Genomic DNA, 23425 nt, shown 5'->3' on the forward strand with positions numbered 1-23425 from the left:
CTGCGGCCGGCGCATGAAAAAACGGACCCGCCCCGGGGGGCGAGTCCGTGAAGATTCGCCCCGCCGATCGATCGCTCCGCGAGCGAGAATCGGCGGGGTCGCGGGATTCAGGCGTCGTCGCCGCCGATGTCGCCCGGGGTCTCCGGAGCTTCAGTGGCGGGGCCGGCGTCCGGGGAGGTGTTCGGCAGGGTGCCGTTGGAGGAGCCGCCCGCGTTGACGTTCGGGGCGTTCTGCACCGGAGCGGCGTTCTGCACCGGGGCGTTGGGCTGGGTGGTGCTTTCCAGCGGCTGCGGCTGGATCACACCGCCCTGCTGCAACGGCTGGGCGAAGTTGGTGGTGCCGTCGACGACGGTGCCGGTGGTGCAGTTCGGGCAGTTGGACATGGCCGGGGAGCCGTAGACCGGCTGGCCGTAGGACTGACCGTAGCTGGCGCCGTAGGACTGACCGCAGGGGGAGGCGTAGGAGGAGGAGGTCACGCCGGAGCAGCTGCCGCAGGAGCCGGAGGTCTGCACGACGCCGCAGCTCGGCTGAGCGTAGGCGACGGACGCGGAGCCGCAGGTGCTCGTCGCGCAGGGGGAGCAGCTCGACGCGGCGTAGCTGTTGCCGCAGGACGAGCTGGGGTAGCTATTGCCGCAGGGCGAGCTGCCGTAGCTGTTGCCGCAGGACGAGCTGGGGTAGCTGTTGCCGCAGGACGAGCTGGGGTAGGTCGTGCCGCAGGAGGAAGGGGCGGCGTAGCTGGTCTGGGTGGCGTAGCCGGTGGAGCCGCAGCGGCTGGCCGGGGCGCTGTGGCCGTAGCTCGGGGCGCTGTGGCCGTAGCTCGGGGCGCTGTGGCTGTAGGACGGGGCGCTGTGGCTGTAGGACGGGGCGGCGTTGCCGCAGCAGTTGCCGTAGCTACCGGCAAGAGCGGGGGCCGCGGTCAGGGCGGCGGCGCCGGCGAAAAGTGCGAAGCGGATCATGGGAGCGGATCTGGGTTTTCAGGGAGGGGTGCGAACGGCGGGCGCGACCGCCGTGGGGATCGTCCCGTCCTGACCCGGCGAACCCGGTCGGGGAGACGGCACCTGTGTCGGATGTGACTCGCGCTTCGAAACCACCGACTGGCGCTGCGGCAAGCAGACGTCGCCCGTCGTTCCGAACGTCCTAACCTTGACAGTCCCCCCAAACCTTCGCAACGAACACGGCGCCTGCCGTCGTCGGACCGGCAGGGACATCCGGCAATCTCGGAGTTTCCCCTACCACCTGCACCCGGGCCGGGCCGACAGTCGGTATGAAGAGGCTCCGCCCCCGCCTTTGCGTCACGTTCTCTCCCGCGGCCGTCAGCCATGTCCTCGCCCCTGCCTCCGTCCGCGGTCCGGTGGTCGTTTCGTGACGCCTCCGGTGCCGCGGCGACCTTCGGCCCCGCTCCCGTGCCGCGGCTGATGGGGATCGTCAACGTCACGCCGGACAGCTTCTCCGACGGCGGCCGCTGGGCCACGGTCGACGCCGCCGTCGAGCACGCTCTCGCGCTGGCCGACGCCGGGGCGGCGATGCTGGACGTCGGTGGGGAGTCCACCCGGCCCGGCGCCGAGCCGGTGGGAGAAGAGGAGGAACGCCGCCGCGTCGTCCCGGTGATCACGGCTCTGGCGGAGCGGACGGCCGTGCCGATCTCCATCGACACCACCAAGGCCGCCGTCGCCGCCGCCGCTCTCGACGCGGGCGCGGGAGTGGTGAACGACGTGTCCGGCCTCACCCACGATCCAGCGATGACGCCGCTGTGCGCCCAACGCGGGTGCGGGGTCGTGGCGATGCACATGATCGGCACGCCGCGGACGATGCAGCTCAATCCCCGCTACGACGACGTACTGGCGGAGGTCTCAGCCCACCTGGCGATGCGGCTGGACGAACTGGAGGAGGCCGGGGTGAAACGGGAGGCCGTGCTGACGGACCCGGGCATCGGCTTCGGCAAAACCGCCGCCCACAACCTCGCCCTGCTGCGGGGCGTGCCGACCCTGAAGCGGCTCGGCCGGCCGGTGCTGATCGGCCACAGCCGCAAGGGGTTCCTCAAGGCCCTGCTGGGCCGGGAGGTGGAGGAGCGCACCGCGGGCACGATCGGCGTCTCCGTGGCGCTGGCGGGGCTGGGGACCGACTGGCTGCGGGTGCACGACGTCGCCGCCGTGCGGGACGCCCTCGCCGCGTGGAACGCGATCGCCGGCGCTCCTCGCAAACTGTAACGCAGAGGCCCGGCTGGGCCTCTGCGTTAGCAAACGCTTAAAACACCGGCGCGAACATCCGACAAAAATTCTCCGCCAGCACCCGCCAGTGGGCGCGGGCGGCGCGGGCCTCCGGGGTGATCTGCGTCGCCTTCTTCAGGTCGGCGTCGAACCGTTCCACGAGCCGTTCGGCGGTCTGATCGTCGAAGAGGGCGAGGTTCACCTCGAAGTTCAGGAAGAAGCTGCGGGAGTCGAGGTTGGCGCTGCCGACCAAACTCCAGGTGCCGTCCACGGTCAGCGTTTTGGCGTGCAGGGTGCCGGCGGCGTATTCGTGGATCTCCACGCCGGCCCGCAGGAGGATGTCGTAGTCGCTGCGGCCGGCGAAAATTGTCCAAGGTTTGCCGCCCACCCCGGGCACCAGCAATCGCACCCGCACGCCGCGCCACGCCGCCGCTTCGAGCGCCTGCACGATCGGCAGCGGCGGGACGAAGTAGCCGGTCGTCAGGTCGATCGTTTTCTTCGCCCCGGTGATCGCCGTGAAGAACAGGTTCGGCAGCCCCCGCGGCACGGCCCGCTCCCCGACCGGCGTCCGGCCGCCCGGCCCGCCGGGCACGCACTGCACGACCGCATTCCCCACGCTGCCGGAATCCGGATAGAGGTTCTGCCGGCCTTTCGCCCCGTCGGAGGCCTGTTCCCCAAGCACCTTGCCGGTGGCGAAGTACCAGTCCTCCGCGAATACCTGTTGGAGTTGCAGGACCCCCGGCCCCTCGATCCGCAGGTGGGTGTCCCGCCACCAGCGGCGGCGCTCGTTGGCGGCCCCGCCGAACCACTGCCGCCAGCCGCCGATGCGGGCCAGCCCGAGGTACTCGTCGCCGACGTTCATCCCCCCGGTGAAGGCGACCCGGCCGTCGACCACCACAATCTTGCGGTGATTGCGGAGGTTCAGGCTCCACCGCTCTCGGAAGCTGGCGCCAGGTAGGAACGAGGCCACCTTCGCCCCGGCGTCCCGCAGCGGGCGGAGCCAGCGGCGGGTCAGCCAGACGGAGCCGATGCCGTCGTACAGGAACCGCACCTGCACGCCCTCGGCCGCCTTTCTCACCAGCAGGTCCCGCAACGCCGTGCCGGTGCGGTCCGGCTTCCAGATGTAGTATTCGAGGTGAATGGAAGAGGTCGCCGCTTCGATCTCCCGCCGAATCAGCCCAAGCGTGCGATTCGTGTCGTCCAGCACCTCGACGCGATTGCCCCGGACGGCGGGGAAGCGGCCGACCGCCGTTTGCAGCCGCATCAGGGTGCGGTCCGGCTCCTGGTGGGACTCCGACGGGAAGACGCGGTACTCGTTCAGCGAGGGGGTGACGGCGTCGATGCGCGCGTCGCCGATCGCCTTCAGTTCCGCCCGGCGGTTCACCCGGTTCACCCCGAACAGGAGGAACAGCAGCCCGCCGAAGTACGGCACCAGCATGATCGCCATGATCCAGGCGACGGTGCTGGCCGGGCTGTCCTTCTTGAGCAGCAACACCCACCGCACGAGGACCAGCGTGAGCAAATACCCCCCCACGGTCACGACCGCGGCCAGCCAGCCGGACACCGGGAGCCAGTCGAACATCGGCGGTTAGCCGTCCTCTTCAAGAGGGCGGCCGACCGTCTGCACGTCCTCCGCCATCGTCGGTTCGCCCGGCTCCTCGCCCCGTGCCCGGCCCAGCCAGTCGAGCAGCAGCACGGCGGCGAAGCCCGCCCCGGCGACCGACAGCGCCAGCCACGTTTCGGGATCGGCGGGGGAGGGGAGGAACGGCTCCGGCCGCCACTCTTTGAACGTCACGCCCTCCGGCCGCGGTTCGACGAACGGCCACAGGCGCCGCAGCGAGCCGAGCATCGCCCCCGTCAGCGCCGCGAGCGTCGCCGGCCCGTGCGTCGCCAGCAGCCAGCGGAGCAGCTTCGAGAACAGGGCCAGCCCCAGAACCATCCCCGCCCCGAAGCAGATCCCCTCGATCAGCATCGTCGCGTCGACGTCGCCGCTTGTCAGCCGCTTCGCCCAGCCGCTGACGTGGTGGTAGCCGCCGAGGACCAACAGCAGGAACGCCCCGCTGATCCCGGGCAGGATCATCGCGCAAATCGCGATCGCCCCGCAGATGAAGAGGTACGCCGGCCCGATCGGCGGGTTCTCTAAGGCCTCCAAACCGACGACCCAATACGCGCCCGCCGTCGCGGCGAGGAGCAGGCCGATTCGCAACGGGGTCCAGCCGGTCAGCGTTCGGCCCGTTTCGCCCACCAGCCGGGCGACCAGCAGCACGCTGCCGGCGATCAGACCCGTGAACAGGGCGAAGGTGAGGGTGAACTGCGTCTCCATCGCCGTGCGAGTGACGCTCGCCAGCGTGAGCGCCCCGGCGCCGATCCCCGCCAGCAGCCAGAACAGGAAGCGGCAGTCCAGATAGACCCACACCTCCCGGAGCCGCCCCCGCCGCAGCAGGGATAAGAGGTGCAGGTCGACCCGGCTGACGGCCGTCACCAGCCGCGTGTAGATGCCCAGCACCAGCGCGACCGTCCCGCCGGAGACGCCGGGCACGGTGTCGGCGGCGCCCATCAGCAGCCCCCGGGCGAACTGGGCGAGGTCGGTTTTCGGTTCGAAGGGGCGTCCCGGCCCCGGTGAAAGCGACGGCGGGGAAGTCGTCACGCCGACTTCACCAGGTCGCGGAGGACTGCGAACGCCGGGTGCTTCGCGGAGCAACACCATTCGAACAGCACGGCCTCGGCGCTGGTGACGGTGGCGCCCTCGGCGGTCAGCCGGGCGAGGGCGATCTCGTGATCCTGCGTCCGCCGGCTGCCGCAGGCGTCCGCGGCGACGTGCACCGCGTAGCCGGCGCTCATCAACTCCAACGCCGTCTGGGCGACGCAGACGTGCGTCTCGACCCCGCAGAGCACCGCCTGATGCCGCCGATCGCTGATCGCCTCCGTCAGCCCGACCGCCGCGGCCGCCCCGAACGTCGTCTTGGCCGCGGGAGCGGCGCCCGCCTCGGCCAGCGCCGCGGCGATGGGCTCCACGGTGGTGCCCAGTTTGTCGGGGGCCTGCTCGGCGGCCCGCACCTCCACCCCCAGAGCGTGGGCGCCCCGAATCAACAGCGCCGCCCGGGCCGCGACGGCGTCGCCGCCGTCCACGTGCGGCAGGAGTTTCGCCTGCAAATCGACGACGATCAGTCGCCCCGCCGACGGCGCCAGCAGGGCGGGGTGCTCCGGCGGGAGTTCCGGCCGGTCGGCGGGATCGCGTTCAGCAGGCACGGCGGGGCGTTTCGCGGCGAGCCGGCGCCGATCGGGGGGCGAACCGGCGACAGGGAATGGGAACGAAAAAGGGGACGGATCGGTGACGGCGAGGAAAGCGGTACGGCCCTGAGCGTCGCGCATTTTTTCGCGGACGCAACCCCACGGGGCTGGTCAGTGGAGATTGCCGGCCGCAGGCCGTATCGTCGCGCGCATCACGGAGTGCGTGCCGCCGTGGGGCGCTCCCGTTTCATGCGTACACAGTAGGGCTTCGCCGCCCGGCCTCCCACCAGGGACGCCGCCTGGGCCGGCGAAGTCGGCGACGACGAGAACAGGACCGGCCGGCGATGACCCCCGACCCTTCGACCAACCCGCTCGATTTCTCCACGGCCGCCTCCGGGCCCACGCCGCCGGAGAAGTTCGAACCCACGCCCCCGCCCGGGCCAACCGCCTCCGGGCCCTCGGCGCCCGGCGGTTCCGGCCCCGGCGGCTCCGGCGCTCCCCCGTCGGGGTCGACGGCCACGCCGCAGCAGGCCGCCGCGGCGGGGACGATCGCCCACACCGGCGTCGCCGCTCCCAAGCACGCCCCGCCGCCCCCGACGGCGCTGCCGACCCCGCCGGTCTCCGCGGCGCCACAGTCTTCGGCGCCGGCGGGCGTCGCGCCGGCCCCCGGGCAGGTGGAAGCCGCCGCGGAAACCGTGACCCACACCGGTCAGTCGGAAGAGCACGGCCTCAGCACGGCGGCGAAGGTCGGCATCGCCGCCGCCGCCACCGCGGCGACGGCCGCCGCCGGAGCCGCGGTCGCCGCCATGGCCTCCGCTTTCTCCAGCGACGACACGGACAAGGCCACCAAAGAGAGCGGAGACGAGGAGAAGGCGACCTCCGCCGACGGGGAACCGCCGAAGGTCGAGGAGGAATCGCCCGCTCCGACCCCCGCCGCCGCCGCCGCTCCGGCCGCCACCACCGCCCCGCTGGCCGCCCGCATGAAGGGCGTCGCCGACTCCGGCGAGACGAAGCCGGCCGCCCCCCAGCCGAACGTCCCGCACGTTCCCAAAGAGGGCGAACTGGGCGGCGAGGACCTCGTGAAGGCGGAGACGGTGCCGGAACCCGCCGCCAAGGCCGCCCCGGCCCCGCCGTCGCGGTCGCAGGGCATCGCGATCCCGAAGTCTGCGGAGCTCGACAAGAGCTTCGAGGAGGAACTCGCCGCCGGGATGAGCGACGACGCCCTCTCCCTGCAGATGAACTCCGGCGCCAAGAAGGCCGGCGCCGGCGGCCCGAACATTTCCGGGACCGATCCCGCCACCGGCAAGGGCCCCGGCCAGCCGATCGGCGGCGACGAGGCCGCCACCCCGGCTCCGATGATCGGCGACGAGGAGAACATCGAGCCCGGCACCAAGCTGATGGGCAAGGTCGACTCCAAGACCGACAGCGACATCTTCGTCAATCTGGAGACCAGCCGCCTGCAGGGCATCATCCCCCGCACCGACTACCCGGACGGCAACGGCCCGCCGGAGGGCTTCAGCGGCGCCTTCTACGTCGATCGCGTCGACGTCGAGAACGGCCTGATCCACCTCAGCAGCCCCCGCGGTCGCCGCAAGGTGACCGGCGACTGGGACAGCGTGAACGTCGGCCAGACGGTCGAGTGCAGCGTGACCGGAACCAACAAGGGCGGCCTGCAGGTGCAGGTCGGCCAGTTGCGCGGCTTCATGCCCGCCAGCCAGATCGACATCGGCTTCGTCTCCGACATGAGCCAGTTCGTCGGCCAGCGGATCCAGGCCCGCGTGATCGAGGTCAAGCCGGAGAAGAAGAACCTCGTGCTCTCCCGGGCCGCCGTCATCAAGGAGGAGCGGAAGGGGCTCGAACAGGAGCTGTGGGAAACGCTCAAGGTCGGCGAAACCCGCGACGGCATCGTCCGGGCGATGAAGCCCTACGGCGCCTTCGTGGACATCGGCGGGGTGGACGGGTTCCTTCACATCGGCGAGATCTCCCACAACCGCATCGGGCACCCGTCCGACGTGTTGAGCGACGGCCAGAAGATCCAGGTCAAGATCCTGAAGATCGATCCCGAGAGCCGCAAAGTCGGCCTCGGCATGAAGCAGTTGGAGAAGGACCCCTGGCGTCAGCTCGAAGAGAGCTACCCGGTCGGCAGCACGCTGAAGGGGAAGGTCACCCGCTGCACGGAGTTCGGGGCCTTCATCGAGATCGAAGAAGGCGTCGAGGGCCTGATCCACATCTCGGAACTGGACCACGCGCGGGTCAGCCGGGTCTCCGACGTGGTGCGGGTCAACGAGGAGATCGAGGTGAAAGTCCTCACCGTCGAGCCGAACCGCAAACGGGTCTCCCTATCCCTGAAGGCCCTGAAGGACAAGCCGGCATCCGCCGCCCCTCGCGGCGGCAAGGGCAAGAAGAAGGACGAGGAGCCCGAACTGCCGGCCTACGAGCGCCAGCGGAAGGGCCCCCTGAAGGGCGGCACCGGCGGCAAGAACGCCGGCGGCCTGTTCGGCGACCCGACCGAGTTCGGCGCCTAATCTCGTCGTTGATCGTGAGAAACGCCGTGATCGCCCCCGTGGGCGGTCGCGGCGTTCTCTTGCGCAGGGAAGAATTTCTTCCCGCGGCAGCACGGCCGGGGACTAATTCCGAATCGCCGCGGCGATCTCGCTTTTCGAGATCGGCTGAGCGAGGCGGGCGCCCATCTGGCCGACCACCTTCGCCGCGGCCAGCGAACCCAGCCGGCCGGCCTGCTCCCATTCCAGGCCGTTCGTGATGCCGTAGAGCATCCCGGCGGCGTACATGTCGCCGGCCCCGGTGGTGTCGATCGCCTTTACCGGCACGCCCGGCACGTGATCGAGCCCCAGCGGATCGACCAGCACGGAGCCTTCCTTGCCCATCGTCAGGGCAATCCGCGGCCCGAAGGCGGCGAGGGCGTCGGCGCAGTCACGGGCGGATTCCTTGCCGGTCAGCCCGCGGGCCTCCTCCAGGTTACAGAACAGCAGGTCGACCGGGCCGCCGATTAGTTCCAGGAAGTCCGCCTTGAAGGCGTTGACGAGGAACGGGTCGGAGACCGTCAGGGCCACCTTCACCCCGGCCTGCTTCGCTTCGCGGATCGCCGCCCGGGCCGCGGCCTGATTGTCCGGCGTGCCGAACAGGTAGCCCTCGACGTAGATCCATTCCGCGGCGTCCAGGTCGCGGTTCACCACGTCCGCCTCGCCCAATTCGGCGGAGACGCCCAGGTGGGTGAGCATTGTGCGTTCGGCGTCCTCGGTGATCAGTACCACGCAAGTGCCGGTGTGACCCTCCGCGGCGGGCGGGACCTCGATGAGGACCCCGGCCTCCCGCATGTCCTTCAGGAAGAACTCGCCCAGGTCGTCCGCCGCCGTTTTGCCGGCGTAGGCGGCTTTGCCGCCGAACTGTTGGACGCCGAGGATCGTGTTCGCGGCGCTGCCCCCGGCGCAGCGAAAGGTGTCGATCTCGCCCAGTTCCGACAGCACGCGGATCTGCACGCTGTCGTCCACCAGCGTCATCACCCCCTTCTCGTAGCCGATGCGGGTCAGCAGTTCGTCCGGCACCCGGGCCTGCACGTCGACCAGGGCGTTACCGATACCGTAGACGTTCAGCGGCATGGAAAAGAGGAGGGGGCGAAGCGGGGGGAGAGGGTCAGTCGCGTTCGACCAAGACCCCGACCGTGCCGCGGTTGTCGGCGCGGCGGTCCGGGCGGTCGTTGATCCGAAGGTACAGGGTTCCGTCCCGCGGGGCGACGAACGTGCCCTCGGCCCCCACCGGGATCGGCTCCGCCAGCCCGACCGGCGGGGCGGGGGCGTCCGCCAGCACCGCCGCCTGCACCTCGCCGATCCGGCGGCCGCGGTGGTAGTCGACGCTGATCCCGTCCGCCGTGCTTTCCCACGGCTTCGGCTCCTCCGCGAGGGTGAACCGGCCGAAGGCTTTGACCGTGACTTCCTGTCCCGCCCGCACCGAATCGAAGGCCTGCCAGCCACGCTCGGCAAACACGGGGGCGGGAACCTGCGCGAGGGTCGGCCTGAACTGCACCGCGTTCGCCGCCACGTCGTAGCTCGGCGTCAGCTCTGTCACGAACGTCCGCCACTCGGCTTCGATCTGCCGCCGCTGCTCCGGGGTGAACACGGAGAGGTCCCCCCGCCGGCCCGGTTCGGCGAGGGAGCGGAATGTCCCCCGGTAAGCCGGGTGGCCGTCGAGGAACGCGCACAGCGCCCACGCCCAGGCGTAGCCGCGGTCGTCGCCTAGGAAGTCCGCGTCGGTCAGTCGGGCGATCTGGTCGAGCGACAGGGCGGCATTCGCCGCCACGTCCGCCCGCACCCGTTCGATGCGGTCCCACCCTCCGGCGGCGGCCTCCTCGCCCGGCACGACCCGCACCGTCAGCGTGTCGTCCGGTTGGAACCGGTGGGCTCCGAACCGCTCCGCCATGCCCTCCAGATACCACAGCGGCCCGGCGTCGCGGCGGTCGACGTGCAGGCCCATGAACACGTGCGTCGCTTCGTGCAGCGTCAGCGCCCGGCGAAAATAGTCCTCCTCCACGTCGTACATCCAGAACCGACGCCCCCGCTGCCGCCCGGTGAGGAACGGCGGCAGATCGTCCGGCAGCAGTCCGGCGGAGCGAAAACGATCCGGCTCGTCCATCAGGAACGCGGTCATCAAGGGACCGTCGTCCGGGGCGTCGGCCCGGCGGGGGGGCGGTTCGCCGAAGTAGTCGACCCACGCCGGCCAGGCGGCGTCGATCAGCGCCGGCAGGGTCTCGGCGTGCTCCGGCCGATCGGTGACGACCGTCAGCCGGTCCCCGTCGATTCGGGTCAGGCCGAAGGCGGCGAGGCGGGCGGCCGACGGCAGCGGCGGCTCGCGGTCCCGCGGTTGGGCGACCGGGCGAAGCGGCTCCTCGGGCTCCTCATCCACCGCGGGGAACATGACGGGGGACGGTTTCGGCTCGTCGAGGTCCGCGGCCGGCGGCTTCCACGGGGCCGGGGCGTCCACGACGGGCGGCGGCGGCGCTTCGCCGGTGCAGCCCGGCAGCGCGAGGGCGCCAAGCAGTGCCGCGACGACCAGCGACGCCGCGGGATGCGGGGGGGGAGCGGATCGCGTCACGGCCGCAGGATAGCGAGAGGCTGCGGCCGACGGCGGTTTTCGGAGCGGTTCCCGGGGCCGGTCCGTCGAAACGAGTCACGAATCGGTTGACGACGCGTCGACCCCCGGTAAACTCACCGCCCCGCTGACGCGAACCCGGCACCGCCGGCGAGTGTCCGGCGGGGGACCGTCGGGTTCGCGTTGAACCCAGCCGGTTGCACGGGGCCGTAGCTCAATTGGTTAGAGTATCGGACTGTCGATCCGAGGGTTGCGGGTTCAAGTCCCGTCGGCCTCGCTTCCGTGCCCACAGCGCCGCCCCCGGACGGTCCGCCGTCCGGGGGCGGTTTGCGTATCCGCCCCGCGTTTTTCGTGCCTGCGCTCGCTTCGATGAAAACCTCCCGCCCCTTCCAGGACACCGGCAACCCGGTGCTCGACAGCACTGTCAATCTCGTCGCGGCGTACCTCAGCGGTCCGGCAGCGGAGATGGAGCCGAGTCGGCTGGCAGACTTCATCCGCGAGGTGCACGTCGCCGTCAGCCGCGTGGCCGGCGAGGAGCCGAACGGCCTGAAGCGCCGTCTGGACGAACCGAAACCGAAGGCGCCGTTCGCCGATCGTCCCCCCTTCAAGAAACCCGGCGGCTTCAAGCCGAGCGGCGGCGGGGGCGGCTACAAGGGCGGCGGCAGTAGCGGCGGCGGCGGCTACAAGGGCGGCGGAAGCAGCGGCGGAGGCGGGTACAAGGGCGGCGGTTCGGGCGGCGACTCCGGCGGCGGCGGCTATCAGGGCGGCGGGGGCGGCGGCGGTTACCAGGGCGGCGGCGGCGGCGGCGGCTATTCCGGCGGCGGTGGCGGGTACTCCTCCGGCGGCGGCGGCTACAAGAAGCGGGACGACGACTGACGCCCCCCGCCGTGAGCCGCCCTCTTGAAGAGGGCGGCTCACGGTGTGTTTCCTCCCTCAGAAGGCGCCCCGCAGCAGCAGGGCCGGGAGCAGGGAGACGGTCGTGTTCGCAATCTCTTCGCAGAGCGTGAACTGCACGATGATTACGTCCTCTGGCTGAATCAGGATGCGTTCCCGCGGGTCGGTCAGGGCCCGGTTGAGGTCGACGCGGATCACGATCTCGCCGCAGTCGTTGGGCAGCTGGCGAATGACGATCGCCTGGCTGGGCGGGAAGATCGGCTGCCGGTTGCCGCCGGTCAGGCTCAGCCCGCCCACGCCGGTGCCGCTGGAGCCGACGGCGCCCTTCGCGGTGGCGATCGCCTGGAGGATGTTCAGGTCGTAGTCGCGGGGCAGCAGGTATTCGCCCCCGCCCAGCACGCCGCCGGTGTAATACTTCTCGCGGTCGCGGGCCGGGATGTACACGATGTCCCCGGCTTCGAGGACGATGTCCTCCTCCGTGAAGGTCGGCGGGTTCTCCGGGAAGAACCGCAGCGGGATGCGGACGGCGCCGGGGCCGTAGGGGTCCGGCAGCGGCGGTTTGCACCCGCAGGGGTTCGGACGATTGCGGAGGGCGGCGACGCGGGCGTCGAAATCGGCGCCGCCGTCCTCGCCGCCCTTGAAGATGATCACCTCGTTCTGGGCGTCGGTGCCCGGCAGGCCGCCGGTGGCGCTCAGGGCGGTCAGCAGATCGTTCTCGCCGGCCTTCAGGTCGACGAGGAATCCGGCGCCGCGTTTGGCGGGGGCGTCCGAGCCGATGGCGGACTTCGCCACGCCGCCGGCCTCTTCCCGGATCACCAGCACCCGCACTTCGCGTTGCCGCTGGAGCGTGACGATGATGCCGGTGTTCGACAGCGCCTCCGGGCGGAGGATGTTGCCGTCGATGTAGGCCCGGCGAACCAGTTCCTCCGCCTGGGCGAGGGTGGAGCCGGTCACGGAGACCGGCGCGATCAGGGGCAGGGAGACGGTCCCATCCTCCCGCACCGGCACCGGGAAGCCGATCGACGGCGGGATCGAGGCGTCCTCGGGGAAGTTCACCGGCGGCACGCTGTCCTCGTCGCCGAGGATGCCCTCGATATACACGCCCAGCACGTCGCCGGCGGCGAGGGTGTAGACCTCCTGACGACGTTGCCGCAGGCGGGATTTGCTGGTTTCGAGCAGATCCTCCTTCGGCCGGGCCAGCACCCCGGGGGGCAGGCGACGGGCCGGGATCGCGTCGATGTTGCAGGCGGCGAACGGGCCGGAGGCGAGGCTCTGGCAGCCCGGCGCCAGCAGGACGGCCGCGAGCAGCAGGGCGACGCGGCCGCCCAACCGTCCGATCAGACGACCGGCGGGCGAAGCTGCGGGCGAATCGACGGGGCGAGCAGGCATGGCGGGCGTCCGGAGGTCCCCGACCGGGGCGGTCGGCGGGAGCGGCGGGGAGCGGAACGGAAGGGGGGAGGGCGACGCGGCGGCGGGAGCGATCATTCGGACGCTCCCCACAGGGCGGTCACGCGGGGGCCGTCGGCGCCCGGTCCGGAGACCGGGTCGGCGTGCAGCGTCGGGATCGCCCCGGCCGGGGTGAACCGGGTCACAGGGCCCTCGGCCTCCCGGAACGGATCGTCCAGAGGCGGAAAGTCCGGCTCGGCGTCGCCGGCCGGCGGTTCGACCGGGGCCGGATCGGCCGGGAACTCCGGCAGCGGTTCCGGGGCCGGCAGCGGGCGGTAGCCGTCGGCGTCGAGCAGGCGTTGCAGGGCGTCGTCGCCGGTCGCCCCGCCGACGCTCTCCTCGCCGTCGGCGGGGGGCAGCAGGGGAATCGGGGCGGGCGTGGGGCCGCCGTCCAGCGGTTCGTCCCACACGGGGGCCCGCAGGGGCGCCGCCGGGGCGGCCGGAACGGATCGCTGCGATCCCTCCAGCCCGGGGGGAGCGTAGGGCGGCGGTCCGCCGAACGTCGGCCGGCCCGGGGCGTGATCGAAGCCGGGGGGCATGTGCCCGAGATCGCCGCAGATGTTACGAACCGGGACGGTGTTCATCCCGACGACGCCGTCCTGGGCGGCGGCGATCGCGCCGTGGGCCCAGCCGTCGTAGTAGCAGTTCAGCAGTTCGGTGCGGCTGCAGGCGTCGCCCGTCCCACAGCCCCAGTAGCAGGAGGGCGGCGTGGGGGAGGCGCACACGTCGTCCCCGTTCAGGGCCACCTCGACGTAGCCGTCCTTGAACCCGTGCTTGAAGTCGAGCGGCGAGGAGCAGCAGTTATGGAACAGGTCCCCGCGATGCAGGAAGGCTTTCTCCGCCGCGTAGATCGCCCGCAGGTGCACCGTCGTCTCCCGAACGCCCTCCTGGACGCCGCCGGCGCAACCGACCAGCGTCGCCACCACGGCGGCGGGGATCAGCCACAGGGCCAGCGGAACCGGGCGCCGCGGCGAGTCCGGGGCGGCGGGAGGGGGGGAGAGGGGCATGACGAGCTTCAGGGGTGACGGGGGGGAGCCGCACTCGAGGGGGCGAACCGGGCGGGCGGGAGCCCGCGGGGCGTCACGGAGCGGGGGCGGTCGCGTCGAGACGCGGGATCGGCCGCATGCCGGCCTCCGGCGGGGCCGCGGCGCCGGCGAGGGGCACCCGTCGCACGGCGAACGCCTCCGGCTCGGGCCGGGCGATCGGCCGCCAGGCGGCGCCGCTGGACGTCGGCCCCCACTGGGGACCGTCTTGGGCGGCGTCCTCGAAGCCCGCCGCCGTCACAACGCCGGCCCGCGTCACGGGGGCGGCGGCCTCGACGTCTGCCGAGACCTGCTGCACCCGCCCGGGCGCCGGACGAGCGGCCGGACCCGTCGGGGCCGGGGCCGCGGGCGGCGCCTGGGCGAGTTGGGTGGCCGCCGGGGGAACGGGGGAGGGCGGCTCAGCCGGCGGCTCCATCGGACGCGGGGCGCCGGGGGGGGCCGGCCGGACGCCGGCGCGGCGGTCGGCGACGGCGAACAGGCGGTCGGCCCGTTCCTCCCGCCCCTGCGATTCAAAGGTCGCGGCGACCTGCCGGAGTTGTTCCGGGCTCAGCGTGCGGGCCGCCGCGTTCTTCCCGCCGCTCATGCTGGGCGTTTGCAGCGCCGAGCACCCGCCCACGCCGAGAACGGCCGCCGCCACGGCGGCGGCGGCGGGGCGATGGACGTTCCGCCATGCGGCGACGAGTCGCCAGGGGGATCGGGTCGGCACGGGGGCTCCTCCGGCCCGCGTCGGAACGCGGGGTGGGATCTGCGGGACGAACGGGCGAGCGCCGACCGAAGCCGGGCTCCGCGGTTCGTCATCGGTCCCCGCGTTCGCGCGCCATCACCCCGCGCGCCCCGAATCCCGGAAAAATCCTCAAAAACCTCCCGGCCGTCGCGGTTCCTCTCATCCGTTCGCGGACGAAGCCGACCCCTTCGCTCCCGAAGCGACTGGAACCGTAGGGGATACGCCGTTCGGGCCGCCGGCGCTCAGCCGTCGGACAGGGAGATGGACTGCACGCCCTCCGCCGCGAAGATCTCCTCGGCGGCCTTCAGCCGGGCGGCGGCGCCGGCGCCGTGGACCTCCACGCCAATCAGCATCTGCCCCTCGCGGACGGCCTGGTCGTAGAAGTCCGCCAGTTCGCCTTCGCCGCCGCGGGTGAGCATCGCCCCGATCAGGCTGCCGGAAATCCCGCCGGCGCCGGCCACGGCCGCGGCGCCGATCACCGCCAGCCCGCCGGTCGCCGCCCCGAAGGCCGCCACGGCGCCGGCCAGCAGCAGGCCGGCCACCCCGCCGGCGGTCGCCGCCTCCGCCGCGTGATCGCCGGCCGGGTCCTCGTGCTCGAAGCGGCGGAAGTGGGCCTCCTTCACCTCGTCGCTGCACAGCACGGTGATCTCCTTCACGCTGAAGCCGGCGTCCTGCAGGCGTTCGACCACGCGATTCGCCGCGGCCACCTCCGAGACGAGCGCCGCCCGAACCGGCAGGTCCTCCGGCGAGGCGGGGGCGGCGGACGAAGGTGACACGGGCGCGGACATCGGGGGGCGATCGAAACGGGGACGGGCGCGGGCGGCGGAGCGGGCGTTTCCGGGACGCGTCGGGACGGGACCGTCGACAGGGAAACGGGCGCATGTAGGTTAGGCTGCCTCGACCGATCCGACTGTCCCGCGAGCCCCCCGATGTCCGAATCCGTCGAACCCCGCCCGCCCAAGCCGGTCGTGCAGGTGATCGTCGACGCCCTCGCCTCCCGGGTGGTGCGGCCGGCGCTGGAGGACGGAAAGCTGCCTCACATCGCCAAGCTCGTGGAGCGGGAGGGCGTCCGCTGGGACTGCACCTCGATCTTCCCCTCCATCACGCCCGCCGCCACCTGCGCCCTCACGACCGGCCAGTACCCGGACCGCACCCACATCGCCGGCGCCTACTGGTACGACCCGGAGGAGAAGGACGTCGCCTACTTCGGCGACGACATCTGGACGATCCTGGCGGAAAATCCCGGGGAGTACGTCAACGACTTCCAGATCGGGCTGAACTTCCACCGCCTCAAGGCGGACACCGTCTTCGAAATGCTGGAGGAGGCCGGACACCCCACGGCGGCCTTGAACAGTATGTGGTTCCGCGGTCCGCACCGGCACGAAATCTCCCCGCCGGCGGAACTGGAGCTCGCCCCCGGGGTGGAGTTCGCCAAGGAACTGACAGGGCCGACCGTCCTGACGCTGGCGGACTTCTGCCGCTCCGGCGGCGTCGACGGCGGCCCGGCCCTGGAGGGTCCAGGCGGCCCGACCCGCCGCTACGGGTTCCACGATCAGACCACGTCCGCCTTCCTGCTCAACCTGTTCGGGCAGATGCATCTGCCGGCGTACACCCTCGCCTATTTTCCGAACAACGATTTCGTGAGTCATGAGGATGGCCCCCGCAACGCGGTGCACGTCCTCGAGAAATTGGATCGCACGTTGGGCGGATTGTTCGCCCTGTTCGGCGGCGTGGAGAAGTTCCTGGAGACGTTCGCCTTCCTGATGACGGGCGACCACAGCCAGACGGACTGTGCGGAGAACCCGAAGGCCCGGGAGATCGACCTGACGGACGTGCTGGCCGAATTCACCGTCGTCCACGGGGGCGAGTCCTGGAAGGGCGGCGAGGACATCCTGGCCTGCCCGAACATGCGGGCCGCCCAGCTCTACCTGTCTGAGGACGGCCCCTCGCTGGAGACGGTTCGCGACGCCCTGCTGCGGTGCGAACGGGTCGACCAAGTGATCTGGCGAACGCCGATCCACCGGGCCGGCGGACCGGGCCCGGGGGAGGAACGGACGACGTTCCACGTCGCCACCGCCGAGCGCGGCACGCTGCGATTCACCCCGGCCGACGGCCCTGAGGCGGCCGCCGCCCCGGGCTGGAAGCAGGCCGTCGACGACTACGGCAACCGCTGGCGGTACGAAGGCGACCTCGCCGCGTTGGACGGCGCCGTGACCGCGGGCGAGGACGGCGCCGACCTCATCCGGTTCAAGCACTACCCCAACGCCTTCGAGCGAATCGCGACCTCCTTCTTTCAGGAGAGCGGGGCCCTCTGGGCGACGGCGATTCCGGGGGCGGAGTTCCGCCTGCCCCGCACCACGACGCACGCCGGCGGGAGCCACGGGTCGCTGCACCTGTTCGACAGCGCCAGCCCGCTGATCTTCGGCGGGCTCCCGGACGACGTGATCGTGCCGGAGCATCCCCGCACCGTCGACGTCGTCCCGCTGGCGATGCGCTGCCTGCACGTCCAGCCGCCCTGGGAGCCGGGCCAGGGGCGCGTGTGCACCTGATCGGCGGCGACCCCGCCGAACCCCGCCCTCAGGCGGCCGGGACGGCGGCGACGTCCGTGCCGACGGCGTCGGTCTTCGCGGTATCGGCGGCGGCGGTCAATCGCTCGGAGTCCATCCGCGGACCGAGCAACATCGCCAGCGGCCGCAGGAACTCCACGTCCTCGCAGACGATCTTCGTCATCGACAGCAGCGGCACCGCCAGCACAGCGCCCGTCGGACCCCAGATCCAGCCCCAGAACGCCAGACTCAGCAGCACCATCAGCGGGTTCAGGGCGATCGTTTTTCCCAGCACCGCCGGGGTGACGAAGTTGCCCTCCAGCAGGTTGATCCCCATGTAGCACAGCGGCGCCAGCGCCGCCTCGCCGAGGGAGAACTCCGGCTCCAGATAGGCCACGAGGAACACCGCCGCCGCCCCGACGAACGCCCCGACGTAAGGGATGAAGTTCAGCAGGCCGGCCATCACGCCCCACAGCACCGGGTTCGGCAGGCCGACCAGCCACATGGCGATGCCGATGCACACCCCCAACGCCGCGTTGATGATCGACACGAGCATCAGGTAACGGCTGACGCCCTTCTCCGCGGCCCGCGTCAGGCCGACGGCTTCGCGTTTGTCAGCGATCGTCGGCAGCAGGCCGATCACGTTGTTAAGAATGGCGTCCCCCTCCGCCAGCAGGAAGTAGAGGAACACGAACGCCAGGGCGAACCCGCCGAGGGCCTCCGGGGCGTCGTTGAACACGCGGTTCAGCAGGCTGGGCGGACGTTCCTCGACCACGAGGGCGGGGGTCTCCTCATCGAGCTGCAATTCGACGCCGCCGGCTTCGCGGACCTCGGCCGCGGCGGCCGGGCCGACCGCCCCCAGGGCCGCGTAGGCAGGATCTTCGCCGCTGATCTCCCCGGGCTCGCCGCCCGGATTCGGCCGCTTCGCCGCGGAGATTTCCCCGGAACTGTTGAGCTTGCGTTGCAGGCTTTGAAAGCTGCGGAACAAACGTTCGTTCTGCAGCTTGATCGTGGCGGCGTCAACCTTGTCCGGAATGCCGCGGACGAAGTCCTCCGCCGGCACCGCCAGCAGAAACATGCCGAACGCCAGCAGCGCCAGCGTGCCCACCAGCACCCCCGCGGCGCCGGCGTATTCGTTGAGGTGCCACCGTTTGCGGAGGTAGCGCACGACCGGCCGGAACAGCAGGGCCAGCACGAAGGCCAGCGTGAACGGAAGCAGCACCGCCCGGGCGAAAAACAGCGTGTAGGCCACGGCCAGCGCCGCCAGCACCTCCAGCGCCCGCGTGCGGGCCGTCCAGCCGGGGTCGATCGGTCGCGGGGGCGGCAGCGTGCCGCCCGGCGGCCCCAGTTCCGGGGGGATGGAGGTCAGCGGCGGAATCGCGTTCAACTCCGCCGGCAGGTCGGGCGAACCGGCGGGGTCGGGGGCGGCCTGCGAGGCGGTCGTCATCGGGGCGAAGCCGGGCCGGCGGAGGCGGGGCGCCGAACCGCGGACGGTTCGCCGCTCAGCGAGGCCTTCACCCAGGCCAGATTCTGCGAGAAGGCGTCGCTGCTGCGGCGGAACGTGCCCGCGGCCCGCGACAGCCCTTTCCACCCGGACCACGCGATCAGTCCGCCGACCAACAACCCCGCCGCCGCCGCGATCAGGAACGCCGCCCACTCCGGCAACCCGGCGGCCGCCAAGCCGAAACCGAGGGCGACCAGCGTCACCGGGAACGCGGAGGCGGCCAGCAGGACGCCGACCGCCACCAGCGCCAACGAACCCGCGGAGCGATTCGCCGCGACCTTGGCGTCAGCGGCCAGCAGCTTCGCCTGGAGTTCCCCCAACTCCGTCAGGTCCGCCAGCAACGCCGATCCGGTGCGGCCCAACTCGACGGGGGGCAGCGGCGGTCGACCGTTGGTGAACATGAACGCTCGAACGAAGAAACGAGGGGGCGGGAACCGGGCCGGGCGCGACCGTGACGGGCTCAGCGGCGCTTCAGCAACCAGCCGAGCAACACGCCCGCGGCCGCAGCGGCGCCAAGCCCGGCGGCCGGATGATTCGCCACCCAGCCGGCGGCGACGTCCTTGATCGTCGGCTCCGGCAGGCGAATCCCCGCCGCGGGCGGCCGCAAACCTGACAGCGCCGGGCGAACCGGCGAGGCGCCGCCGCCTGCGGTACGGCCCGGTGCGGCCGAACGGGGGCGGGGGGAACCGGCCGCGGGGGAGGGCTGCGGCGGAGGGTTCACAGGCGGGGCGAGGACGGGAGGACGGGGGAAACGGTGCATCTCAGCGGGGGCCGCCGAAGGGTCGGTCGGCGTTGCGGGCGGCGCGATCGCGGGAGTCGGGATCGCCGGAGGGAGAACCGGCAGCGGTTTGCGGGGGGGCGTCGGCCTTCTGCTCCGCGTCGGCCATGGCGCCGCCGAACATCGTGCCGGCCTTCTGAGAGAAGTACGCCGTCCCCGCCCGCACCGCGACGTTGCCCAGCACCGCCGCCAGACCCATCCACGGCCCCTTGCCGGAGACGGGGCGTTCGACCGACTCGGCGGGACTGGCGCCGGAAGCGTCGGACGACCGGCCGGACCCCGCTTTGCGGGAGGACCTCCGCCCCTTCACCCGCACGACTTTCGGCGAGCGCGGCCTCGCCGGCACCACCAGGTAGCCCGCCGCCGCGGCCGCCGCGGCACAGGCCAGCGGGGCGGAGCGGACGTAACTGGTCCAGTCCTTCGACCGGCGGACCGCCTCGGACCACTCCGCCGCGTGGCCGTCCACCCGTTCCCGCACCGCCGCCATCGACGCCAGCAGGGCGGCGGCGTCGTCGGCGTCGGGGCCGGTCCCGGACGAACCGGGAGCGAGGGGGGAGCGGGGTGAATCCAAGGCGGAAACCGTGCGGCGGACGGGGGGGCGACCGGGTCCGGACGCGATCAGTCGAGGTAACGGGCCACGCTGTCCGGCACCACGTCGCGCAGCGAGGCGAGCATTTTCTCGCCCAGCAGCTCCGCCCGGTTGGGCAGGCTCTTCGGCTGCTCGCGGACGATCCGCCCCAGCGCGAAGCCCAGGGCGGCGCCGAAGCCCACGCCCAACCCGAAGGCGGTCAGCACCGTGCCGGCGGGGTAGTCCGCGGCGGTCTGCTCGAACTGCTGACGGTAATGGGCCAGCAGTTGCTCGTCGGACACGTCGGCGGAGTTCTGCTCCGCTTCGGAGTCCGGCGTGTACAGGCCGGAGCCGGTTTGATCGAAAGCGCCTTCAGGCATCGGAAACGTCCGGTGAGAGGGGGGCGGCGGGGGCGACGAAGCTCCGCGCTCGAACCCTATCACACCCATCAGGGGCACGGGGCACATGAGGGAAAGTCCCAGCCTTCGCCCCGGCCCTCCCCCGCCACGACGGCGGACGCCCGGCCGGGCGGTTTGCGGAGGACGTGACGACTCGTATGAAGACGCGACGACGGCCGCCCCGCGGGGAGCGGAACGACCGTCGGGTCTCGATCTGCGGAACGCCGGACCGCCTCAGGCCGCCTGATAGGCGTCGCGGAGGTCGCGGATCTGGTCGTGGTGGGCCTTCACCTCGGCCAGTTGGCGGTGCAGCACGTCGCTGACGGCGCTGCCCGGGTCGGCCTTCACGGCCTCCTCGTACTGGGCTTTGATGTGGTCCTCGCCGCGTTCGGCCTCGGCCAGTACGGCGGCCTTATCGTTGCCGGACAGCTTGCTGCGCAGGTCCAGCCAGGTGCGGTGGAAGGCGGCGGCGATGCTGCCGCGTTCCTGCGGCTCCTTGTTGTTCAGGGCGACCAGGCCCTGCAGCTCGTCCGCGTTCTTGCTGCGGATCTGGCCGATCTGCCGGAACAGGGCCGCGATCCGGTCGTCGCCGATCTGCTCGGCGGCCTCGGCGAAGCCGTCCTTGCTGTCGATGTTGATCTGAATCAAGTCCTGCAAGTGCGAGAGCGACTCGGCGGACAGGTTCGTTTTCGTTTCGAGCGCCATGGATTGATGGGGGTCAGGGGGGAAATCGGGAGGGGTTCGATCGCGGCAGCCGTTCGGGCCCCTGCCGCGGCGGGCCGACTGGGGAGGGACGCCGAATCAGGCGACGCCCTCGCTGTACTGTTCGCTGTCGGAGGCGCTCCAGGAGTTGCGGAGCGTTTGCCATTCCTGGGCCTCCAGCAGGTTCTGGAAGACCGCCTGCACCCGGGGCGGCACCTGGCTGCTCTCCGAGAGCGTGCGGTACATGTCCCGCAGGCGGTCGTCGAACTCCACGACCGTGGCGGTCGCTTCGTCCAGCGGCTGGTCCGGGTCGAGGTCGGCCTTCTGAAAGAAGGTGCGGACGTCGTCCTCGCTGGTATGCTGGATCCAGGTGTCGAGGACGCCGGCGCGTTCGGTTTTGGGGTATTCGTTCAGAATCCGCCCCAGCTCGCGCTCGTGGCCGGCGAAGTAATTCATCATCGCGGAGGTGCGATCGTTCGCGGAGCGGTCGGCGACGTCCTCGCAGAACTCCTCCACCCGCTTCTGCCAACGCCCGACGTGCTCGAACAGTTCTCGAACGGTCTTGTACGACACGGGTAGGGGGCCAGTGAGGGGGCGGCGGGCGAATATCGACTGGGATCATTATCCGTCGCGCCGCCAGTGCTCGCCCCGGGCCGAACCCGGGCGCGACGACGGGACGATCCCCCCGAGGCCGCGGCCGCTCCGCAATGCATCATGCGGGTCGGCCACGGTCCCCGTTCTTCCTTCCGCCGTCCCTCCTCCCCTGGCTCGGTCAATGCCCGCAGCGCCCCCGTCATCGCCCGACCTCGCCTCCGATCCGCTGCGCTACGATGTGGTGGTGATCGGCAGCGGCCCTGCGGCGGGGATGGTCGTCAGCGGGTTGAAGGGCAGCGGGAAACGCGTCGCCGCCGTCGATCGCCGCAGGTTCGGCGGAACTTGCGCCCTGCGGGGCTGCAGTCCGAAGAAGGTGTTGCTGAACGCTGCCAAGGCCGTCGACTTCGCCCGGCGGGCCGACGGCGTGCTGGTGAGCGGCGGGGCGCGCGTCGGCCTCGACTGGCCCCGGCTGCACGCCTTTCAGGAGAGCTTTACCGAACCGGTGCCGCCCAGCCGGCTCGAACAGTTCCGCGATGCCGGCGCCGATTGCTACGCCGGCGCCGCCCGCTTCACCGGGCCGGATTCGCTGGCGGTCGAGGGAGAGCAGGGGAACGGGGCGGTGACGCTGCGGTTCGATCAGGTGGCGATCGCCGTCGGTTCGGTTCCCGCCCCGCTGGACGTACCGGGGGAGGAGCTGCTGATCCACTCAGACGAGTTCCTCGCCGCCGCGGACATGCCGGCCCGGGTGGTGATCGTCGGCGGGGGGTACATCGGGCTGGAGTTCGCCCACGCCCTGCTGCGGGCCGATCGGCAGGTGACCATCGTGGAGACGGGCCGGCATCTGCTCTCCCCGTTCGACTCGCACCTCGCCGACCGACTGGCCGAGCGCACCCGGGGCCTCGGCGCTCGGTTTGAGTGTCGGGCGAAACTGACGGGAATCGAACGGGTCGCCGACGGCTCCCTTGCGGCCACGGCGGAGCGGGAGGACGGCGAATTGCTACGGTTCCTCTGCGACGCCGTGTTGCACGCGGCCGGCCGCGTCCCCGCGGTGAAGGCTCTCGACTGCGACGCCGCGGGCATTGACTGGGACGAGAAAGGGATCGCCGTCACGGAGCGGCTGGTAAGCGTCTCCCACCCGCGGGCGTTCGCCGCGGGGGACTGCGTCGGCCTGGGGCACCCGATGCTCACCCCCGTGGCGGAAGCTCACGGCAAGGCGGTGCTTCGCACGCTGCTCACCGGCGACCCCACCGCCCCGGACGTCTCCCCACTGCCCAGCGCCACCTTCACTGAACCGGAAATGGCCGCCGTCGGTCTGACGGTCGAGCAGGCGGACGAGCAGGGCGTCGCCTACCGGCTGATCGAGGCGGACCTCGGCACGAAGGGGACGTTCCGCAAACTGTGCGAGCCCTGCGTCGGCTACCGGATGCTGTTGGAGCCGAAGGGCGGCCGGTTACTGGGCGTGCACCTGCTCGGGCCGGGGATGGCGGAGTTGATCAACCTGTTCGCCGTCGCCCTGCGGCACGATCTGACGCTGTCCGACCTCGCCGCGATCCCCCTCGCCTTCCCCACAGTGGCCAAGGAGGTCGTCGAAGACGCCGCCGGGAAGGCGTGACGGAAGAGATTCCGTGTCGGCAAGGAACCACAAAGAAGAACCAGGGAGCGAAGGCGTCGGCCCCCGCACCCTGGT

At 71.7% G+C, this 23425-nt stretch carries 22 protein-coding genes and 1 tRNA gene; 6 read left to right on the forward strand and 17 right to left on the reverse strand.

Annotated elements, in window-relative coordinates:
• Positions 1 to 107: 107 nt before the first annotated feature.
• Positions 108 to 956 (reverse strand): hypothetical protein, encoded by an 849-nt coding sequence (locus tag CA12_RS15685; RefSeq protein ID WP_145359973.1) that lies wholly within the window; start codon positions 954 to 956, stop codon positions 108 to 110.
• 363 nt (positions 957 to 1319) lie between these two features.
• Here CA12_RS15685 and folP point away from each other — a divergent pair, with 363 nt between their 5' ends.
• A complete protein-coding gene (folP, locus tag CA12_RS15690) occupies positions 1320 to 2207 on the forward strand; it encodes a dihydropteroate synthase (protein ID WP_242687947.1) in 888 nt (295 codons plus the stop codon).
• Positions 2208 to 2244: 37 nt separating this feature from the next.
• Here folP and cls read toward each other — a convergent pair whose 3' ends face one another.
• The 3 genes from cls to CA12_RS15705 are packed head-to-tail and all read right to left on the reverse strand — an operon-like array spanning position 2245 to position 5456.
• Entirely contained in the window at positions 2245 to 3789 is a 1545-nt protein-coding gene (gene cls / locus CA12_RS15695) for a cardiolipin synthase (RefSeq protein ID WP_145359974.1), read from the reverse strand.
• 6 nt (positions 3790 to 3795) lie between these two features.
• Complete coding sequence (locus tag CA12_RS15700) at positions 3796 to 4854, reverse strand: DUF368 domain-containing protein (protein ID WP_165700792.1); 1059 nt, start codon at positions 4852 to 4854, stop codon at positions 3796 to 3798.
• Positions 4851 to 5456, reverse strand: coding sequence for an isochorismatase family protein (locus CA12_RS15705; protein WP_165700793.1), 606 nt, complete (start codon positions 5454 to 5456; stop codon positions 4851 to 4853). The genes CA12_RS15700 and CA12_RS15705 overlap by 4 nt, the downstream gene beginning before the upstream one ends.
• Before the next feature lie 326 nt (positions 5457 to 5782).
• On the opposite strand from CA12_RS15705, the gene CA12_RS15710 reads away from it, so the two are divergent.
• Positions 5783 to 7963 carry a 30S ribosomal protein S1 gene (locus CA12_RS15710; protein WP_145359977.1) on the forward strand — a complete coding sequence of 727 codons (2181 nt, stop codon included), beginning with the start codon at positions 5783 to 5785 and terminating at the stop codon, positions 7961 to 7963.
• Positions 7964 to 8065: 102 nt separating this feature from the next.
• Here CA12_RS15710 and CA12_RS15715 read toward each other — a convergent pair whose 3' ends face one another.
• Both CA12_RS15715 and CA12_RS15720 read right to left on the reverse strand, forming a co-directional pair.
• Positions 8066 to 9055: an adenosine kinase gene (locus CA12_RS15715; RefSeq protein ID WP_145359978.1), complete on the reverse strand. Its 990-nt coding sequence runs from the start codon at positions 9053 to 9055 to the stop codon at positions 8066 to 8068.
• Between the two features lie 34 nt (positions 9056 to 9089).
• Complete coding sequence (locus tag CA12_RS15720; protein WP_145359979.1) at positions 9090 to 10544, reverse strand: hypothetical protein; 1455 nt, start codon at positions 10542 to 10544, stop codon at positions 9090 to 9092.
• 200 nt (positions 10545 to 10744) lie between these two features.
• On the opposite strand from CA12_RS15720, the gene CA12_RS15725 reads away from it, so the two are divergent.
• A tRNA-Asp gene (locus tag CA12_RS15725) sits at positions 10745 to 10818 on the forward strand.
• Positions 10819 to 10910: 92 nt separating this feature from the next.
• Entirely contained in the window at positions 10911 to 11417 is a 507-nt protein-coding gene (locus tag CA12_RS22610) for a hypothetical protein (RefSeq protein ID WP_207622253.1), read from the forward strand.
• Positions 11418 to 11474: 57 nt separating this feature from the next.
• Here the strand turns inward: CA12_RS22610 and CA12_RS15735 are convergent, their stop codons facing one another.
• The 4 genes from CA12_RS15735 to CA12_RS15750 form a co-directional block, all read right to left on the reverse strand.
• On the reverse strand, positions 11475 to 12824 hold the full coding sequence (locus tag CA12_RS15735; RefSeq protein ID WP_165700794.1) for a polysaccharide biosynthesis/export family protein: 1350 nt from the start codon (positions 12822 to 12824) through the stop codon (positions 11475 to 11477).
• Positions 12825 to 12916: 92 nt separating this feature from the next.
• Complete coding sequence (locus CA12_RS15740) at positions 12917 to 13888, reverse strand: hypothetical protein (protein WP_145359981.1); 972 nt, start codon at positions 13886 to 13888, stop codon at positions 12917 to 12919.
• 73 nt (positions 13889 to 13961) lie between these two features.
• Positions 13962 to 14630 (reverse strand): hypothetical protein, encoded by a 669-nt coding sequence (locus tag CA12_RS15745; protein ID WP_145359982.1) that lies wholly within the window; start codon positions 14628 to 14630, stop codon positions 13962 to 13964.
• 260 nt (positions 14631 to 14890) lie between these two features.
• Entirely contained in the window at positions 14891 to 15436 is a 546-nt protein-coding gene (locus CA12_RS15750) for a hypothetical protein (protein WP_145359983.1), read from the reverse strand.
• A 141-nt stretch (positions 15437 to 15577) separates the two neighbouring features.
• Between CA12_RS15750 and CA12_RS15755 the strand changes: the two genes are divergently transcribed.
• Positions 15578 to 17197, forward strand: a complete 1620-nt coding sequence (locus CA12_RS15755) for an alkaline phosphatase family protein (protein ID WP_145359984.1) — start codon at positions 15578 to 15580, stop codon at positions 17195 to 17197.
• Between the two features lie 28 nt (positions 17198 to 17225).
• Here the strand turns inward: CA12_RS15755 and CA12_RS15760 are convergent, their stop codons facing one another.
• From CA12_RS15760 to CA12_RS15785, 7 genes are all read right to left on the reverse strand, one after another.
• On the reverse strand, positions 17226 to 18641 hold the full coding sequence (locus CA12_RS15760; protein WP_145359985.1) for an AI-2E family transporter: 1416 nt from the start codon (positions 18639 to 18641) through the stop codon (positions 17226 to 17228).
• A complete protein-coding gene (locus CA12_RS15765) occupies positions 18638 to 19099 on the reverse strand; it encodes a phage holin family protein (protein WP_145359986.1) in 462 nt (153 codons plus the stop codon). Before CA12_RS15765 ends, CA12_RS15760 begins: the two co-directional genes overlap by 4 nt.
• Before the next feature lie 59 nt (positions 19100 to 19158).
• Entirely contained in the window at positions 19159 to 19305 is a 147-nt protein-coding gene (locus CA12_RS22190; protein ID WP_165700795.1) for a hypothetical protein, read from the reverse strand.
• 154 nt (positions 19306 to 19459) lie between these two features.
• Positions 19460 to 20047, reverse strand: a complete 588-nt coding sequence (locus tag CA12_RS15770; RefSeq protein ID WP_145359987.1) for a hypothetical protein — start codon at positions 20045 to 20047, stop codon at positions 19460 to 19462.
• 47 nt (positions 20048 to 20094) lie between these two features.
• Entirely contained in the window at positions 20095 to 20424 is a 330-nt protein-coding gene (locus CA12_RS15775; RefSeq protein ID WP_145359988.1) for a hypothetical protein, read from the reverse strand.
• Positions 20425 to 20676: 252 nt separating this feature from the next.
• Positions 20677 to 21147: a PA2169 family four-helix-bundle protein gene (locus CA12_RS15780; RefSeq protein WP_145359989.1), complete on the reverse strand. Its 471-nt coding sequence runs from the start codon at positions 21145 to 21147 to the stop codon at positions 20677 to 20679.
• Between the two features lie 96 nt (positions 21148 to 21243).
• Complete coding sequence (locus CA12_RS15785) at positions 21244 to 21717, reverse strand: hypothetical protein (protein ID WP_145359990.1); 474 nt, start codon at positions 21715 to 21717, stop codon at positions 21244 to 21246.
• 202 nt (positions 21718 to 21919) lie between these two features.
• Here CA12_RS15785 and CA12_RS15790 point away from each other — a divergent pair, with 202 nt between their 5' ends.
• Complete coding sequence (locus tag CA12_RS15790; RefSeq protein ID WP_145359991.1) at positions 21920 to 23350, forward strand: dihydrolipoyl dehydrogenase family protein; 1431 nt, start codon at positions 21920 to 21922, stop codon at positions 23348 to 23350.
• Positions 23351 to 23425: the final 75 nt, after the last annotated feature.

The organism is Alienimonas californiensis (assembly GCF_007743815.1).
GTDB classification, from domain to species: Bacteria; Planctomycetota; Planctomycetia; order Planctomycetales; family Planctomycetaceae; genus Alienimonas; species Alienimonas californiensis.